13 protein-coding genes are annotated in these 14,428 nt (G+C 70.5%); all 13 read right to left on the minus strand.

The annotated features are described in order from the left end of the window. Positions 1-92 precede the first annotated feature (92 nt). On the minus strand, positions 93-1,328 hold the full coding sequence (locus tag SMA5143A_RS08145) for a DivIVA domain-containing protein (RefSeq protein WP_107462229.1): 1,236 nt from the start codon (positions 1,326-1,328) through the stop codon (positions 93-95). Positions 1,329-1,374: 46 nt separating this feature from the next. After that, positions 1,375-1,671, minus strand: a complete 297-nt coding sequence (locus SMA5143A_RS08150; RefSeq protein ID WP_055538813.1) for a YggT family protein — start codon at positions 1,669-1,671, stop codon at positions 1,375-1,377. A 61-nt stretch (positions 1,672-1,732) separates the two neighbouring features. Beyond that, positions 1,733-2,374: a cell division protein SepF gene (locus SMA5143A_RS08155; protein ID WP_055538812.1), complete on the minus strand. Its 642-nt coding sequence runs from the start codon at positions 2,372-2,374 to the stop codon at positions 1,733-1,735. Positions 2,375-2,502: 128 nt separating this feature from the next. Continuing rightward, a complete protein-coding gene (locus tag SMA5143A_RS08160; protein ID WP_107462285.1) occupies positions 2,503-3,222 on the minus strand; it encodes a YggS family pyridoxal phosphate-dependent enzyme in 720 nt (239 codons plus the stop codon). A gap of 5 nt (positions 3,223-3,227) precedes the next feature. Further along, on the minus strand, positions 3,228-3,959 hold the full coding sequence (gene pgeF / locus SMA5143A_RS08165; protein ID WP_107462230.1) for a peptidoglycan editing factor PgeF: 732 nt from the start codon (positions 3,957-3,959) through the stop codon (positions 3,228-3,230). Then, the gene (ftsZ, locus tag SMA5143A_RS08170) at positions 3,956-5,146 is read right to left on the minus strand and encodes a cell division protein FtsZ (protein WP_099968919.1); all 1,191 of its coding nucleotides are present in this window, start codon (positions 5,144-5,146) and stop codon (positions 3,956-3,958) included. The genes pgeF and ftsZ overlap by 4 nt, the downstream gene beginning before the upstream one ends. A 279-nt stretch (positions 5,147-5,425) precedes the next feature. After that, positions 5,426-6,229: a cell division protein FtsQ/DivIB gene (locus SMA5143A_RS08180; protein ID WP_107462232.1), complete on the minus strand. Its 804-nt coding sequence runs from the start codon at positions 6,227-6,229 to the stop codon at positions 5,426-5,428. A gap of 24 nt (positions 6,230-6,253) precedes the next feature. Next, positions 6,254-7,342 carry an undecaprenyldiphospho-muramoylpentapeptide beta-N-acetylglucosaminyltransferase gene (murG, locus tag SMA5143A_RS08185; RefSeq protein ID WP_055521865.1) on the minus strand — a complete coding sequence of 363 codons (1,089 nt, stop codon included), beginning with the start codon at positions 7,340-7,342 and terminating at the stop codon, positions 6,254-6,256. A gap of 33 nt (positions 7,343-7,375) precedes the next feature. Next, positions 7,376-8,701 (minus strand): putative lipid II flippase FtsW, encoded by a 1,326-nt coding sequence (gene ftsW / locus SMA5143A_RS08190; protein ID WP_107462233.1) that lies wholly within the window; start codon positions 8,699-8,701, stop codon positions 7,376-7,378. 94 nt (positions 8,702-8,795) lie between these two features. Beyond that, on the minus strand, positions 8,796-10,247 hold the full coding sequence (gene murD / locus SMA5143A_RS08195; RefSeq protein WP_107462234.1) for a UDP-N-acetylmuramoyl-L-alanine--D-glutamate ligase: 1,452 nt from the start codon (positions 10,245-10,247) through the stop codon (positions 8,796-8,798). Beyond that, positions 10,229-11,302 (minus strand): phospho-N-acetylmuramoyl-pentapeptide-transferase, encoded by a 1,074-nt coding sequence (gene mraY / locus SMA5143A_RS08200; RefSeq protein ID WP_055542685.1) that lies wholly within the window; start codon positions 11,300-11,302, stop codon positions 10,229-10,231. Before mraY ends, murD begins: the two co-directional genes overlap by 19 nt. Next, on the minus strand, positions 11,299-12,714 hold the full coding sequence (locus SMA5143A_RS08205) for a UDP-N-acetylmuramoyl-tripeptide--D-alanyl-D-alanine ligase (protein WP_107462235.1): 1,416 nt from the start codon (positions 12,712-12,714) through the stop codon (positions 11,299-11,301). Before SMA5143A_RS08205 ends, mraY begins: the two co-directional genes overlap by 4 nt. 4 nt (positions 12,715-12,718) lie before the next feature. After that, positions 12,719-14,395, minus strand: a complete 1,677-nt coding sequence (locus SMA5143A_RS08210; RefSeq protein WP_181361782.1) for a UDP-N-acetylmuramoyl-L-alanyl-D-glutamate--2,6-diaminopimelate ligase — start codon at positions 14,393-14,395, stop codon at positions 12,719-12,721. Between the last annotated feature and the right edge of the window lie 33 nt (positions 14,396-14,428).

Here is a 14,428-nt window from a genome sequence, read left to right on the forward strand (position 1 = left end):
GAACGCGCGTAGCACAAGGGCGGGGCCCCGGACCGAAGAGATCCGGGGCCCCGCCCTGAACGCTGCCGACGCCTATGGCGTGCCGGTGATGATCAGTTGTCGTCCTCGTCGATGAGGAAGCCCCGCATCGGCGAGGGAGCCTGCCCCATCGGCGACGGACCCTGCGGCCGGACCGGAGCCATCGGCTGGGTCATGGCCGGGGACATCTGCTGCTGACTGCCGTAGGAGGGCGCGGCCGGCGCCGGGGCGCCACCCATGCCCTGGCCACCGTACGACGGCGCGCTCGCACCGGCCGGCGCCATGGACGGCGACGGGGACGGCGGCAGCGACGCGGTCGCCGGGGTCCGCGGCGGGGCCAGCGAGTCGTCCGCCTGGGTCTCCAGCTGACGCAGCTGCGACTCCAGGTAGGACTTCAGACGCGTGCGGTACTCGCGCTCGAAGCCGCGCAGGTCCTCGACCTTGCGCTCCAGCGTGGCGCGGGCGGACTCCAGGGAGCCCATCGCGACACGGTGCTTCTCCTGCGCGTCCCGCTCCAGGGCGTCGGCCTTGGCACGGGCGTCCCGCTCCAGACCCTCGGCGCGGCTACGGGCCTCGCCGACGATCTTGTTGGCCTCGGAACGGGCCTCGGCGATCGCCTGGTCGGCGGTCTGCTGGGCCAGCGAGAGCACACGCGCGGCACTGTCGCCGCCCGGGCCCTGACCGGGGCCGCCCATCGGACCGCCCATGGGGCCGCCCATCGGGCCACCCATCTGCTGCATGGGCGGCTGGCCACCCATCGGGCCCTGCCCCATCTGGGGCTGACCCATCTGGCCCTGACCCATGGGGCCCTGGCCCATCGGCCCCTGACCCATCGGTCCGGGACCCTGCTGCCCCTGGCCACCAGGGCCGGCGGGCAGCTGCGGCGCACCGCTCGGCAGCTGGGGCGGGCCACCCATGGGGCCCCCCATCTGCTGCGGCGGGCCCGATATCCCAGCGGGTACGGGAGCGCCGGGTCCTCGCATGCCCTGCTGCTGCATGCCACCCTGCTGCATACCGCCCGGCTGCATGCCACCTTGCTGCATGCCGCCCTGCTGCATGCCACCTTGCTGCATGCCACCCTGCTGCTGGTCCTGCGGCTCGGGGGGCTTGCGCATGTTCTGCTGATTCTGGGCAGCAGCACGCGTGGCCGCGGCGAGCTTGGCACGCAGGTCCTCGTTCTCACGAAGCAAGCGCGTCAGTTCGGCTTCGACCTCATCGAGGAAGGCATCGACCTCGTCCTCGTCATAGCCTTCTCGGAGGCGGACGGTCGTGAACTGCTTGTTCCGCACGTCCTCGGGGGTCAACGGCATCTCTTCACCTCAACGTAGTCGTCGGCATTCGGCAAGACCGCATCTCTCACACCGTTCCCATCCCGCTGGCCACTACCGTGCGCAGGATAAAAACGATGATCATCAGCACGAAGAAGGACAGGTCGAGCGCCACGCCCCCGAGACGCAGCGGCGGAATGAACCGCCGCAGAAGCTTGAGCGGTGGATCAGTGACAGTGTAGGTGGCCTCCAGAACGACCACCATCGCCTTGCCGGGTTGCCATGAGCGGGCGAACTGGAAGACGTAGTCCATGACCAACCGGAAGATCAGCACGATGAAGAACACCGTCAGCGCGATGTAGAGGATCGTCAAGACCACGCTCATGTCCGGTGTTTCCCTCTCCCCGTTCCGTGCTGCCTGTACTGCTGTTTCCGGGTGGTGCGTCTCAGCTCTGGTTGAAGAACCCGCCCTCTGCGATGCGGGCCTTGTCCTCCGCCGTGACATCGACGTTAGCAGGCGACAACAGGAACACCTTCTGCGTCACCCGCTCGATGCTGCCGTGAAGACCAAACACCAAACCTGCCGCAAAGTCGACAAGTCGCTTCGCATCTGTGTCGTCCATCTCAGTCAGATTCATGATCACCGGGGTGCCCTCACGGAAGTGTTCCCCGATGGTACGGGCCTCGTTGTAGGTCCGCGGGTGCAACGTCGTGATCCGATACGGCTCTCGTTCGGACACGACCTTGGGCATGATCACCGGTGCGTTCTTCTCCAGACTGGAACGGTCTTGTGTGATGGACGCCACGGGTGCGATCCGGGCGGGTCGCACCGATTCCGCGGGGAGCGAAGTGGCGTGCGCCACCGGCTCGCGCTGCGCCGGGGGCTGCACCACTCGCACCGATTCATCCCTTTGGGACTGATGTGACTGGTGTGACTGGTGCACCGGCTCGTGGCGCCGGTGGTCCCGCTCGGGCTCGGGGTCGAGCTCGGGCTCGAAGTCGTCATCGGGGTCGAATCCCCTGCCGTCGTACCCATCGTCCTCCACGAGGCCGAGGTAGACCGCCATCTTGCGCATCGCGCCGGCCATGCTCTGAGTCCTCCGCTCTGTGGTGGATCGACTGACGACTTCCCAAGTGCCCGCGATCCACGAGGTCGTTGCACCGCCCTTCGGCGGAATGACCATATTTTCTGCTGTGGTCCGACTTCTTGGCGACGTTACCCGAGCCTGGGACGGACTCCGAGTACCGCAGTGCCGACGCGCACATGTGTCGCCCCTGCCGCCACGGCCTCCTCGAGGTCCGCACTCATCCCCGCGGAGACCATGTTCGCAGCCGGATGGGCGCGGCGCAGGTCGGTCGACAAATCCATCAACCGCCCGAAGGCCTCGCGTTGGCGCCCGGCGTACTCGCCGGTGAGCGGCGCCACGGTCATCAGACCATCGAGCCGCACCCCTGGGGAGTCGGCGACAAGGTCGGCCAACCCCGCGATCCCGTCCGGCCCGACACCTCCGCGCGCCCCCCGGCCGCTCTCGTCCGCGTCGAGGGCGACCTGGATGAGGCACCCCACCTCGCGACCGACCCGGACCGCCTCCTTCGACAGCGCCGTGACGAGCCGGGAACGGTCGACGGACTGCACGAGATCGGCATAACGCACCACAGAACGGACCTTGTTGGTCTGCAATTGACCCACGAAGTGCCACACAAGGGGCAGATCCGAGCAGTCCGCCGCCTTGGGGGCCGCGTCCTGGTCCTTGTTCTCGGCGACATGACGCACACCGAGCTCCGACAGGATCCGCACATCGCTCGCGGGGTACGTCTTGGTGACCACGATCAGGGTCACCTCTTCGCGCCCCCGCCCCGCGGCCGCGCAGGCCGCCGCGATGCGACCCTCCACCTTCGCCAGATTCGCGGCGAGTTGTGCCTTACGGTCGGTCATGCCCATCAGTCCAGCCAGACATATCCCGCGAGTCGCCCCGTGGTGCGGTCGCGGCGGTACGAGAAGTGGTCGCGCGACTCCAGCGTGCACACCGGTGACTGCTCCCGGTCGTGCACCCCCAGTCGCTCCAGCTGGGAGTGCACTCCGGCGCTCACATCCACGGAGGGCGTGCCCCAACTGGTCTCGGCGTACGCCGTCGGCTCCACGGCGGCCACGTCGGCGCGCATCGCTTCGGGCACTTCGTAGCAGCGGCCGCAGACGGTGGGGCCGGTGCGGGCGACGATCCGCGCGGGGTCGGCGCCGAGTTCGATCATGGCCTTGACGGCGGCGGGGACGACCCCGGCGACCATTCCGGGCCGACCCGCGTGGGCGGCGGCCGCGACCCCGGCGACGGGGTCGGCCAGCAGTACGGGCACACAGTCGGCGGTGAGCACCGCGAGCGCGAGACCGCGCCCGGTGGTGACGATCGCGTCGACGGAAGGGATGTCGGCGGCGGATCCCCACGGCCCGTCGACCACCGACACGTCCGCGCCGTGCACCTGGTTCATCCAGACGACCCGGCCGGGGTCGAGGCCCAGCGACTTCGCGGCCAGCTCCCGGTTGGCCGTCACGGCGGCGGCGTCGTCCCCGACCGCCCCGCCGAGATTGAGCTCCTCATACGGAGCGGCGCTCACCCCGCCCCACCTGTCGGTGAAGGCGAAGTGCGCGCCGCTCGCGTTCTCGCGCTGTCCTATCACTTGAGGAAGTCCGGTACGTCCAGCTCCTCCGCCGCGCTGTCCGTGTAGGAGCGGGACGGCGGGACCGGCGGGGCGACGGGCACCTCGCTCACCGGCTCCGGTGCGGGCGCCGGCTCCTCCTTCGGCTTGACGCTGCCGAGCGAGCCGAAGGACGGCCGGGCCTCGGCGGCCCGCACCGGGGCGGGCTCGTCACGCTTGGCCGCGGCCGAGCCGAGGATGTTGTCCCGCTTGGCCGGGGGCTGCCCGCCGTCGAAGCCGGCCGCGATGACCGTGACCCGGACCTCGTCGCCGAGGGCGTCGTCGATGACCGCGCCGAAGATGATGTTGGCCTCGGGGTGGGCGGCCTCGCTGACCAGCTGGGCGGCCTCGTTGATCTCGAAGAGACCGAGGTCGGACCCGCCGGAGATGGAGAGCAGCACCCCGCGGGCGCCGTCGATGGAGGCCTCCAGCAGCGGCGAGGAGATCGCCATCTCGGCGGCGGCCACCGCGCGGTCGTCGCCGCGGGCCGAGCCGATGCCCATGAGGGCGGAGCCGGCCTCGGACATGACGGACTTGACGTCGGCGAAGTCGAGGTTGATCAGGCCCGGCGTGGTGATGAGGTCGGTGATGCCCTGGACACCGGAGAGCAGGACCTGGTCGGCCGACTTGAACGCGTCGAGCACCGAGACCTGGCGGTCCGAGATGGACAGCAGCCGGTCGTTCGGGATGACGATGAGGGTGTCGACCTCTTCACGGAGCTCGGCGATGCCGTCCTCGGCCTGGTTGGCGCGGCGGCGGCCCTCGAAGGTGAAGGGGCGGGTGACCACGCCGATGGTGAGGGCACCCAGCGAGCGGGCGATGTTGGCCACGACGGGCGCGCCGCCGGTGCCGGTGCCGCCGCCCTCGCCGGCGGTCACGAAGACCATGTCGGCCCCCTTGAGGACCTCCTCGATCTCCTCGCGGTGGTCCTCGGCGGCCTTGCGGCCGACCGCCGGGTTGGCGCCGGCGCCGAGTCCGCGGGTGAGTTCACGGCCGACGTCGAGCTTGACGTCGGCGTCGCTCATCAACAGAGCTTGCGCGTCGGTGTTGATGGCGATGAACTCGACGCCCTTGAGACCGACCTCGATCATCCGGTTGATGGCATTGACACCACCGCCGCCGACACCGATGACTTTGATGACTGCGAGGTAGTTCTGCGGTGCTGCCACGTCGAAGGCCTCTCGCCTCGAGTTACGTGTCGCCGCCTCACGGGGTACCCGCGATCCGACGACTGATGCCGAAGTGGGACGGTCCGAACGCCGACCCGAACCCTAACGCTGAAGTTTAGGGTTACCAGTGTGTCTGTTCCTTGGACTCTTCCGAACAGGACACTAAGTCGACAAGTGGCGCCCGTTCAACGAACACGCCGAACCTCCCGTTTTTCTTTTCACCCTATGTGATCAGCCGTAGCGGTGCCCAACCAGGGTGCTGGCCTGCACGGATATGCGTCAACTTCCGGATGACGCAGGCGCGGTGGGGACACTCACGTCGAAGTGCCCGGCGTCGGGGGCGGCTTTCATCAGCGCGCTGAGTGCACGGGCCTTCGCACGCCCCTTCTCCGCGCTCCCCCAGGCGACGGTGCGGTCCCCGCTCAACTCCAGGGCGATGGAGTCGTAGGACCGGACCTTGACGACCAGGGTGTCCGGCGCGACCGCGGCCGGAATGTCGCCCGCGACCCGTACCGCCTCCCGCACGAGCCGGTCCTCGCCGAATCGCCGCAGACTGGCGGCGGAGGATCCCGGACGGGACAGCGCCAATTCCAGGACGGGAACGCCCTTCGGAGCACGCGAAACCGTGGCGAAACGAACACCCTTCGCGTCGACTTCGACGTACTTGCCCGAATTTCCGGCGGCTCCGACAATCAGGACCGGAGTGCGTTCGGTGACTTTCAGCCCGATTCCATGAGGCCAGGAACGAATGACCTCAACCGCGTCGATTCGGGGCAATTTCTCCAGCAATCGCGACTCGATCGCGTCGGTGTCCACGGAAATCAGCGGCTCCCCGAGGGGCACCTGGGCCGCCTCGCGCACCTGGGCCTCGGTGAGCACCCGGGTGCCCGACACGGAGACCCGCTCGGCCCGCAGCCACGACGAGCCGTACAGGGCCCAGCCCGCGATCCCGCCGAGCAGCACCAGGGCGGCCGCGGCGGCGATCAGGGCCCGCGGGCCGGGCAGCCGCCGGCGGCGTCGTGGAAGCGGGCCGGAGTCCAGATCGTCGTCCGCGCCGCGTTCGGCGGTGGTCGGTCCGGCCACGCTCCCCTGCCTTCTGCCGCGCCCCTAGCGGCGCGACGCGATCGCCTCGTACACCATCCCGACGAGCAGGTCGTCGGCGTCCCGGCGGCCGAACTCGCTGGCGGCGCGGGACATCTCGTACAGCCGGTGCGGGTCGGCGAGCACGGGCAGGACGTTCTGCTGGACCCACTGGGGGGTCAGTTCCGCGTCGTCGACCAGCAGTCCGCCGCCGGCCTTGACCACCGGCTGGGCGTTCAGCCGCTGTTCGCCGTTGCCGATGGGCAGCGGGACGTAGGCGGCGGGGAGCCCGACGGCGGAGAGCTCGGCGACGGTCATCGCGCCCGCGCGGCAGAGCATCATGTCGGCCGCGGCGTACGCGAGGTCCATCCGGTCCACGTACGGTACCGGGATGTACGGGGGCATCCCCGGCATCTGGTGCACCTGCGGCAGTTCGTTCTTCGGGCCGACCGCGTGCAGGATCTGGATCCCCGCCTGCTGGAGGTAGGGCGCGACCTGCTGGACCACCTCGTTGAGGCGGCGGGCGCCCTGCGAGCCGCCGGAGACCAGCAGCGTCGGCAGGTTCGGGTCGAGGCCGAACAGGGCGCGGGCCTCGGGGCGCGCCGCGGCGCGGTCGAGGGTGGCGATGGAGCGGCGCAGCGGGATGCCGATGTAGCGGGAGTCGCGCAGCTTGCTGTCCGGGGTGGAGACGGCGACCTGGGCCGCGTACCGGGAGCCGATCTTGTTGGCGAGGCCGGGGCGGGCGTTGGCCTCGTGGACGACGATCGGCACCCCGAGGCGCTTGGCGGCGAGGTAGCCGGGCAGGGCGACGTACCCGCCGAAGCCGACGACGCAGTCCGCCTTGGTGCGCTCCAGGATCTGCTCGGTCGCCTTGATCGTGCCGCGCAGCCGGCCGGGCACCGTGATCAGCTCGGGCGTGGGCTTGCGTGGCAGGGGTACGGCGGGGATCAGCGCGAGTTCGTAGCCGCGCTCGGGGACGAGGCGTGTCTCGAGGCCGCGCTCCGTGCCCAGGGCCGTGATGCCCACGGTCGGGTCCTGCCTGCGCAGGGCGTCCGCGAGGGCGAGCGCGGGCTCGATGTGACCGGCGGTTCCGCCACCGGCGAGGACGACATGCACCGAAATTCACCGCTCTCCGGACGAACGCGCCGTTCAGGCACGCCGTCGCATCGTGTTCCATCTCCCGGGCCGCCCCGAAGGGCCGCCGCCCCGCTTTCTACCAAAGCGAGGTTGCCGCATCGCAAGCGCCGCCCGCGCAGCGGGCTCGTCGCGTGCGAAGGCGATCATCAGCCCGATGGCGAACATGGTCGGCAGCAGGGCGGAACCCCCGTAGGAGAACAGCGGGAGCGGGACTCCGGCGATCGGCAGCAGACCGAGCACCGCACCGATGTTGATCACCGCCTGAGCGGTGATCCAGGTGGTCACGCCTCCCGCGGCATACCTGACGAAGGGGTCCTCCGTGCGTCCGGCCACGCGGATACCCGCATAGCCTAGAGCCGCGAACAGGGCGAGCACCGACAGCGTCCCCGCGAGGCCCAGTTCCTCACCGGTGACGGCGAAGATGAAGTCGGTGTGCGCTTCCGGGAGTTGGCCCCATTTTTCCACACTGGCGCCGAGCCCCGAGCCGAAGATTCCGCCCGAGGCGAGGGCGTAGATGCCGTGCACGGCCTGCCAGCAGGTGTCCCCCTTCCCCGGTTCCGTGGCACCGATGCACGCGAGCCGGGCCATACGGTTCTCACTGGTCCTGATCAGGACGAAGCCAATCAGTCCGGCGACGGACAGCACACCCACGAACAGCCTGGTCGGCGCGCCCGCCAGCCACAGCAGGCCGAACAGGATGGCCGTCAGGATGATCGCCGTACCCATGTCGCCGCCGAGCATGATCAGCCCGAGGAGCATGAACGCCACCGGCACCAGCGGCACCAGCATGTGCTTCCACTGGGTCAGCAGCCGCCTGTCCTCCTTGCGGGCGAGCAGATCGGCCCCCCACAGCACCAGCGCCAGCTTGCCGAACTCGCTGGGCTGGATCTGGAACGAGCCGCCGACGGCGATCCAGTTCTGGTTGCCGTTGATCGACTGCCCTATCCCCGGGACCTGCACCAGGGCCATCAGGAAGACACAGCCGGCCAGGATCGGGTACGCCAGCGCCCGGTGCAGCTTCACCGGCATGCGCGAGGCCACGAGCAGCAGCAGGGCGCCGATCGAGGCCGCGAGGAACTGCTTGCGGAAGAAGAAGGTCCCCGGCAGCGACTTCTGCAACGCCGTGATCTGCGAGGCCGAGTAGACCATCACCAGGCCGAGCACGGTGATCAGCAGACTGCCGCCGAGGATCAGGTAGTACGCGGTGAGCGGACGGTCCCAGGCCCGCCGCGCCCGCGTGTGGAGCCGGCGTACGGGGTTCTCGCGGGACGGGCGGGGGACGGGCGGCCTGCGGGTGAGGCGCTGGACGGGAGGGCGGCCGGTACGGCTACTGGGCATCGGGGGCGCCCTTCCGGCGGCGCACCGACGACATCCGTGTCACGCGTTCCCTCCCAGGTTCGCCCAGCTCCGCCGCCAGGCACGGGCGGGCCGGTCAGCCGTCCGCGGGGGCGAGTTCGCGCACTGCCTCCGCGAACGCGTCCCCGCGCCTGTTGTAGTTGACGAACATGTCCATCGACGCGCAGGCCGGTGCCAGCAGCACCGTGTCGCCCGCCTGTGCGAGCGCCCGTGCCTCGCGGACCGCCGCGAGCATCGCCCCAGTGTCTGTCCGGTCGAGGTCCACGACCGGCACTTCGGGGGCGTGTCGCGCGAGCGCTTCGCGGATCAGCGCGCGGTCCGCGCCGATCAGCACGACACCCTTCAGCCGCTTCGCCGCGCCGGCGACGAGCTCGTCGAAGGTGGCGCCCTTGGCGAGTCCGCCCGCGATCCACACGATCGACTCGTAGGCCGCCAACGAGGCCTGCGCGGCGTGCGTGTTGGTGGCCTTGGAGTCGTCGATGTACGTGACGCCGTCCACGTCGGCCACGTGCGCGATGCGGTGCGCGTCCGGGGTGAAGGCCCGCAGGCCGTCCCGTACGGCCTTGGCGGGCACGCCGAAGGCGCGGGCCAGGGCGGCCGCGGCGAGGGCGTTGGCGATGTTGTGCGGGGCCGGCGGGTCGATGTCGGAGACCTCGGCGAGTTCCTGGGCGTTCTTCTGCCGGTTCTCGACGAAGGCCCGGTCGACCAGGATGCCGTCGACGACGCCGAGTTGCGACGGGCCCGGGGTGCCGAGCGTGAACCCGATGGCCCGGCAGCCCTCCTCCACGTCCGCCTCGCGCACCAGGTCCTCGGTCGCCTTGTCGGCCACGTTGTAGACGCAGGCGATCCGATTGCCCTCGTAGACGCGGCCCTTGTCCTTGGCGTACGCCTCCATGGAGCCGTGCCAGTCGAGGTGGTCGGGGGCGAGGTTCAGGACGGCGGCGGAGTGGGCGCGCAGGGAGGGCGCCCAGTGGAGCTGGTAGCTGGACAACTCCACGGCCAGGACGTCGTACTGCTCCTCGCCGAGGACGACGTCCAGGAGCGAGACCCCGATGTTGCCGACGGCGGCCGTGCGCAGCCCCGCCGCCTTCAGGATCGAGGCGAGCATCTGGACGGTCGTGGTCTTGCCGTTGGTGCCCGTGACGGCCAGCCAGGGCGCCGCGTCGGGACCGCGCAGGCGCCAGGCCAGCTCGACGTCGCCCCAGATCTCCAGGCCCGCCTCGCGGGCGGCGGTGAACAGCGGCTTGTCGGGCTTCCAGCCGGGCGCGGTGACGACGAGGTCGGTGCCCTCGGGCAGGGTGGCGCCCGCGGCGGAGCCGCTGGTGGATGCAGTACCGAGGCGCACGGTGATGCCGAGCGCCTCCAGCTCGGCGGCCTGGGCCCGGGCGCGTTCGTCGTCGCCGTCGTTGACGACCGTGACGGCGGCGCCGAGGCCGTGCAGGACCTTGGCCGCGGGGATGCCGGAGACGCCGAGCCCGGCGACGGTGACGTGCTTGCCCTGCCAGTCGGTCACTTGTCGGCCGCCCATCCCGCGTAGAAGAGGCCCAGTCCGACGATCACACAGATGCCCTGGATGATCCAGAAGCGGACCACGACGAGGACCTCGGACCAGCCCTTGAGTTCGAAGTGGTGCTGGAGCGGTGCCATGCGGAAGACGCGCTTGCCGGTCAGCTTGAACGAGCCGACCTGGATGACGACCGACATGGTGATGAGGACGAACAGGCCGCCGAGGAGCGCGAGGAGCAGCTCGGTGCGGGAGCAGATCGCGAGACCGGCGAGCGCGCCGCCGAGGGCCAGTGAACCGGTGTCACCCATGAAGATCTTCGCGGGCGAGGTGTTCCACCACAGGAAGCCGAGGCAGGCGCCCATCAGGGCGGAGGCGACGATCGCGAGGTCGAGGGGGTCGCGTACCTCGTAGCAGGCTTCCGGGTTGGTCAGGGTCTGCGTGTTGGCGCAGGACTCCTGGAACTGCCAGACGCCGATGAACGTGTACGCGCCGAAGACGAGCACGGAGGCGCCGGTGGCGAGGCCGTCGAGGCCGTCGGTCAGGTTCACGCCGTTCGACATCGCGAGGATCATGAACAGCGCCCAGATCACGAACAGCACCGGGCCGATGGACCAGCCGAAGTCCTGCACGAAGGAGAGCTTGGTGGAGGCCGGCGTCTGGTCGCGGGCGTCCGGGAACTGCAGCGCGAGGACCGCGAAGCCGATACCGACGATCAGCTGGCCGGCCATCTTCGCCTTGGCGCGCAGACCGAGCGAACGGCGCTTGACGATCTTGATGTAGTCGTCGAGGAAGCCGACCAGGCCCATGCCGCCCATCAGGCCGAGCACCAGCAGACCGGAGAAGGTCGGTGGCTGGCCCGAGATCACCTTGGCCAGGAAGTACGCGACGATGGTCGCCAGGATGAAGGCGATACCACCCATGGTCGGCGTACCGCGCTTGCTGGCGTGCTCGCGCGGGCCGTCGTCACGGATGTACTGGCCGTAGCCCTTGCGGGCCAGCAGTTTGATCAGCAGCGGGGTGCCGACCAGCGTCAGGAAGAGACCGATGACTCCTGCGAACAGGATCTGATTCATCATCGCGCGGCAACCTCACCCTCGTTGCCGCCGTCGAGCAGCGCCTGCGCCACACTCTCGAGCCCGACCGACCGGGACGCCTTCACGAGCACGACGTCCCCCGGGCGCAACTGACTGCGCAACAGGTCGATCGCCGCCTGTGCGTCGGACACGTGCACCGACTCCTCACCCCACGAACCCTCGTTGTATGCGCCCAGTTGCAGCCAGGAGGCCTCCCTGCCCCCGACCGCGACGAGCTTGCCGACATTGAGCCGGACGGCGAGCCGTCCGACCGCGTCGTGCTCGGCGAGCGATTCGTCCCCGAGCTCGGCCATCTTGCCGAGCACCGCCCAGGTCCGCCGCCCCTTGCCCATGGCCGCGAGCGCGCGCAGAGCGGCCCGCATGGACTCGGGGTTCGCGTTGTAGGCGTCGTTGACGACCGTCACGCCGTCCGGGCGCTCGGTGACCTCCATCCGCCAACGGGAGAGGGAGCCCGCCTCGGAGAGCGCGGTGGCGATCTCTTCCGCGGACATGCCCAGCTCATGGGCGACGGCGGCCGCGGCGAGCGCGTTCGACACGTGGTGCTCACCGTACAGGCGCATGGTCACATCACTTGCACCGGAGGGTGTGTGAAGGCGGAACGCGGGCTGTCCCGCGTCCGTGAGCCGTACGTTCTCTGCGCGTACGTCCGCTTCGCCGGACTCTCCGAAGAGGACCACCTTGGCCTTCGTGCGGGAGGCCATCGCGCGGACGAGGGGGTCGTCGGCGTTGAGGATCGCGGCGCCGCCCTCGCTCGCCGGCGGCAGGGCCTCGACCAGTTCGCCCTTGGCCTGCGCGATCTGCTCCCGGCCGCCGAACTCGCCGATGTGGGCGGTGCCGACGTTGAGCACGAGGCCCACCTTGGGCGGGGTCAGGCCGGTGAGGTAGCGGATGTGGCCGATGCCGCGGGCGCCCATCTCCAGGACGAGGAAGCGGGTCTCCTCGGTGGCGCTGAGCGCGGTGAGGGGCAGCCCGATCTCGTTGTTGAGGGAGCCGGGCGTGAACACCGTCGGCGCCTTGCGCCGGAGCACCTGGGCGATCAGGTCCTTGGTGCTGGTCTTGCCCGCGGAGCCGGTCAGGGCGACGAGGGTGGTGCCGAGTTCGCGCACCACGTGGCGGGCGAGGGCGCCGAGGGCCGCCTGGACGTCGTCCACGACGATCGCGGGCACGCCGACGGGGCGGGACGCCAGCACCGCTGCCGCGCCCGCCTCGACGACCGCGGCCGCGTAGTCGTGGCCGTCCACACGCTCGCCGACGAAGGCGACGAAGAGGCTGCCGGGCTCCACCTCACGGGAGTCCCGGACGACGGGTCCGGTGACGAGCGCCGACGGATCCGGTATGTCGTGCGTCTGCCCGCCGACGACTTCTGCGATCTCGGCGAGAGAGAGGGCGATCACAAGTTCATCCCTGGGTCTGCTGGATAGCTTCGCGGAGCACCTGGCGGTCGTCGAAGGGACGTACCACGCCGGCGATGTCCTGGCCCTGCTCGTGGCCCTTGCCCGCGACCAGCACGGTGTCGCCGGGTTCCGCGCGGGCCACGGCCGCGGCGATCGCGGCGGCCCGGTCCTCGAAGAGGAGGACCTCGCCGCGCTCGTGGGAGGGCACGGAGGCCGCGCCCTCGAGCATGGTGGCGAGGATCGCGAGGGGGTCCTCGGAGCGGGGGTTGTCGGAGGTCAGTACGGCGGTGTCGGCGAACCGGGCGATGGCGGCGCCCATCGGCGCGCGTTTGGTGCGGTCCCGGTCGCCGCCGCAGCCGAGCACCACGTGCAGCCTGCCCTCGGTGACCTTGCGCAGCGCCTTGAGGACCGACTCGACGGCGTCCGTCTTGTGGGCGTAGTCGACGACCGCGAGGTAGGGCTGCCCGGCGTCCACGCGCTCCAGGCGGCCCGGCACTCCCGGCACGGCGGCGACGCCGTCGGCGGCGGTCTGCGGGTCGATCCCGGCGACGGCCAGGGCGGCGATCGCGGCGAGGGTGTTGGCGACGTTGAACGGGCCCGGCAGCGGCGACCTCGCGGTGATCCGCTCGTCCTTCGGGCCGAGCACGGTGAACGTCGAGTCCATCGGGCCGACCTCGACGTCCACGGCGCGCCAGTCGGCGTCGGGATGGCCCTCGGCGGAGAACGTGACGACCGGGACCGTGGCCTCCTTGGTGAGCCGGCGGCCGTACTCGTCGTCGACGTTGACCACGCCGAGCCTGCTGCGCTCCGGGGTGAACAGCCCCGCCTTGGCCTGGAAGTAGTCCTCCATGTCGGAGTGGAACTCCATGTGCTCCGGGCTGAGGTTGTTGAACACCGCCACGTCGAAGACGCAGCCGTCGACCCGGCCGAGGACCAGGGCGTGGCTGGACACCTCCATGACGACCGCGTCCGCGCCGCGTTCGCGCATGACGGCGAAGAGGGCCTGGAGGTCGGTGGCCTCGGGGGTGGTGCGCTCGGACTTGACGCGCTCGTCGCCGATGCGCATCTCCACGGTGCCGATGAGCCCGGTGGAGCGCACCGTCCTGAGACCGCCCTCGACGAGGTAGGCGGTGGTGGTCTTGCCGGAGGTGCCGGTGATGCCGATCTGGAGCAGGTCGCGGCCGGGCCGGCCGTAGATCGTGGCCGCCAGTTCTCCCATCCGTCCGCGCGGGTCGTCGACGACGAGGACCGGGAGCCCGGTGGCTGCGGCGCGCTCGGCCCCGGTCGGGTCGGTCAGGACGGCGACGGCGCCGAGGCCGGCCGCCTGGTTCACGAAGTCGGCGCCGTGCAGCCGGGCGCCCGGCAGGGCGGCGTACAGGTCGCCGGGGCGGACGGCGCGGGAGTCATGGGTGATGCCCGTGACCCCGGTGGCGGCCTCCCTGGTCTCCGGCTGTGCGGCACCCAGGTGTCCGGCGAGTTCCGCGAGGGGTGTGGCGGAGACCTGGGCCGGCCTGGGCGGTCCGGGATATGTCACGGAAACGCCCTTCTGGGTGGTTTGGGACTGATCAGCGTGTGGCACGGCGGTGAGCGTACCGGGCGCACCCCCGCCGGAGCGAAGCGAGGGTTTGTGCGAGGGCGGTGGGGCGGCGTGGTTCCCGGGGTCGGGAGTGATCATGGTCACGAGTGCGTTCCTGGCTGGTTGCGCTGATCAGCG

The organism is Streptomyces sp. MA5143a, assembly GCF_900290235.1.
In the GTDB taxonomy this organism is placed as follows: Bacteria; Actinomycetota; Actinomycetes; order Streptomycetales; family Streptomycetaceae; genus Streptomyces.

What these genes read in the sequence shown, in the direction of transcription:
- SMA5143A_RS08145 (WP_107462229.1), bottom strand. Translation starts at nt 1,328, where the DNA reads ATGCCGTTGACCCCCGAGGACGTGCGGAACAAGCAGTTCACGACCGTC.
- SMA5143A_RS08150 (WP_055538813.1), bottom strand. Translation starts at nt 1,671, where the DNA reads ATGAGCGTGGTCTTGACGATCCTCTACATCGCGCTGACGGTGTTCTTC.
- SMA5143A_RS08155 (WP_055538812.1), bottom strand. Translation starts at nt 2,374, where the DNA reads ATGGCCGGCGCGATGCGCAAGATGGCGGTCTACCTCGGCCTCGTGGAG.
- SMA5143A_RS08160 (WP_107462285.1), bottom strand. Translation starts at nt 3,222, where the DNA reads ATGACCGACCGTAAGGCACAACTCGCCGCGAATCTGGCGAAGGTGGAG.
- ftsW (WP_107462233.1), bottom strand. Translation starts at nt 8,701, where the DNA reads ATGCCCAGTAGCCGTACCGGCCGCCCTCCCGTCCAGCGCCTCACCCGC.
- murD (WP_107462234.1), bottom strand. Translation starts at nt 10,247, where the DNA reads ATGGGCGGCCGACAAGTGACCGACTGGCAGGGCAAGCACGTCACCGTC.
- mraY (WP_055542685.1), bottom strand. Translation starts at nt 11,302, where the DNA reads ATGATGAATCAGATCCTGTTCGCAGGAGTCATCGGTCTCTTCCTGACG.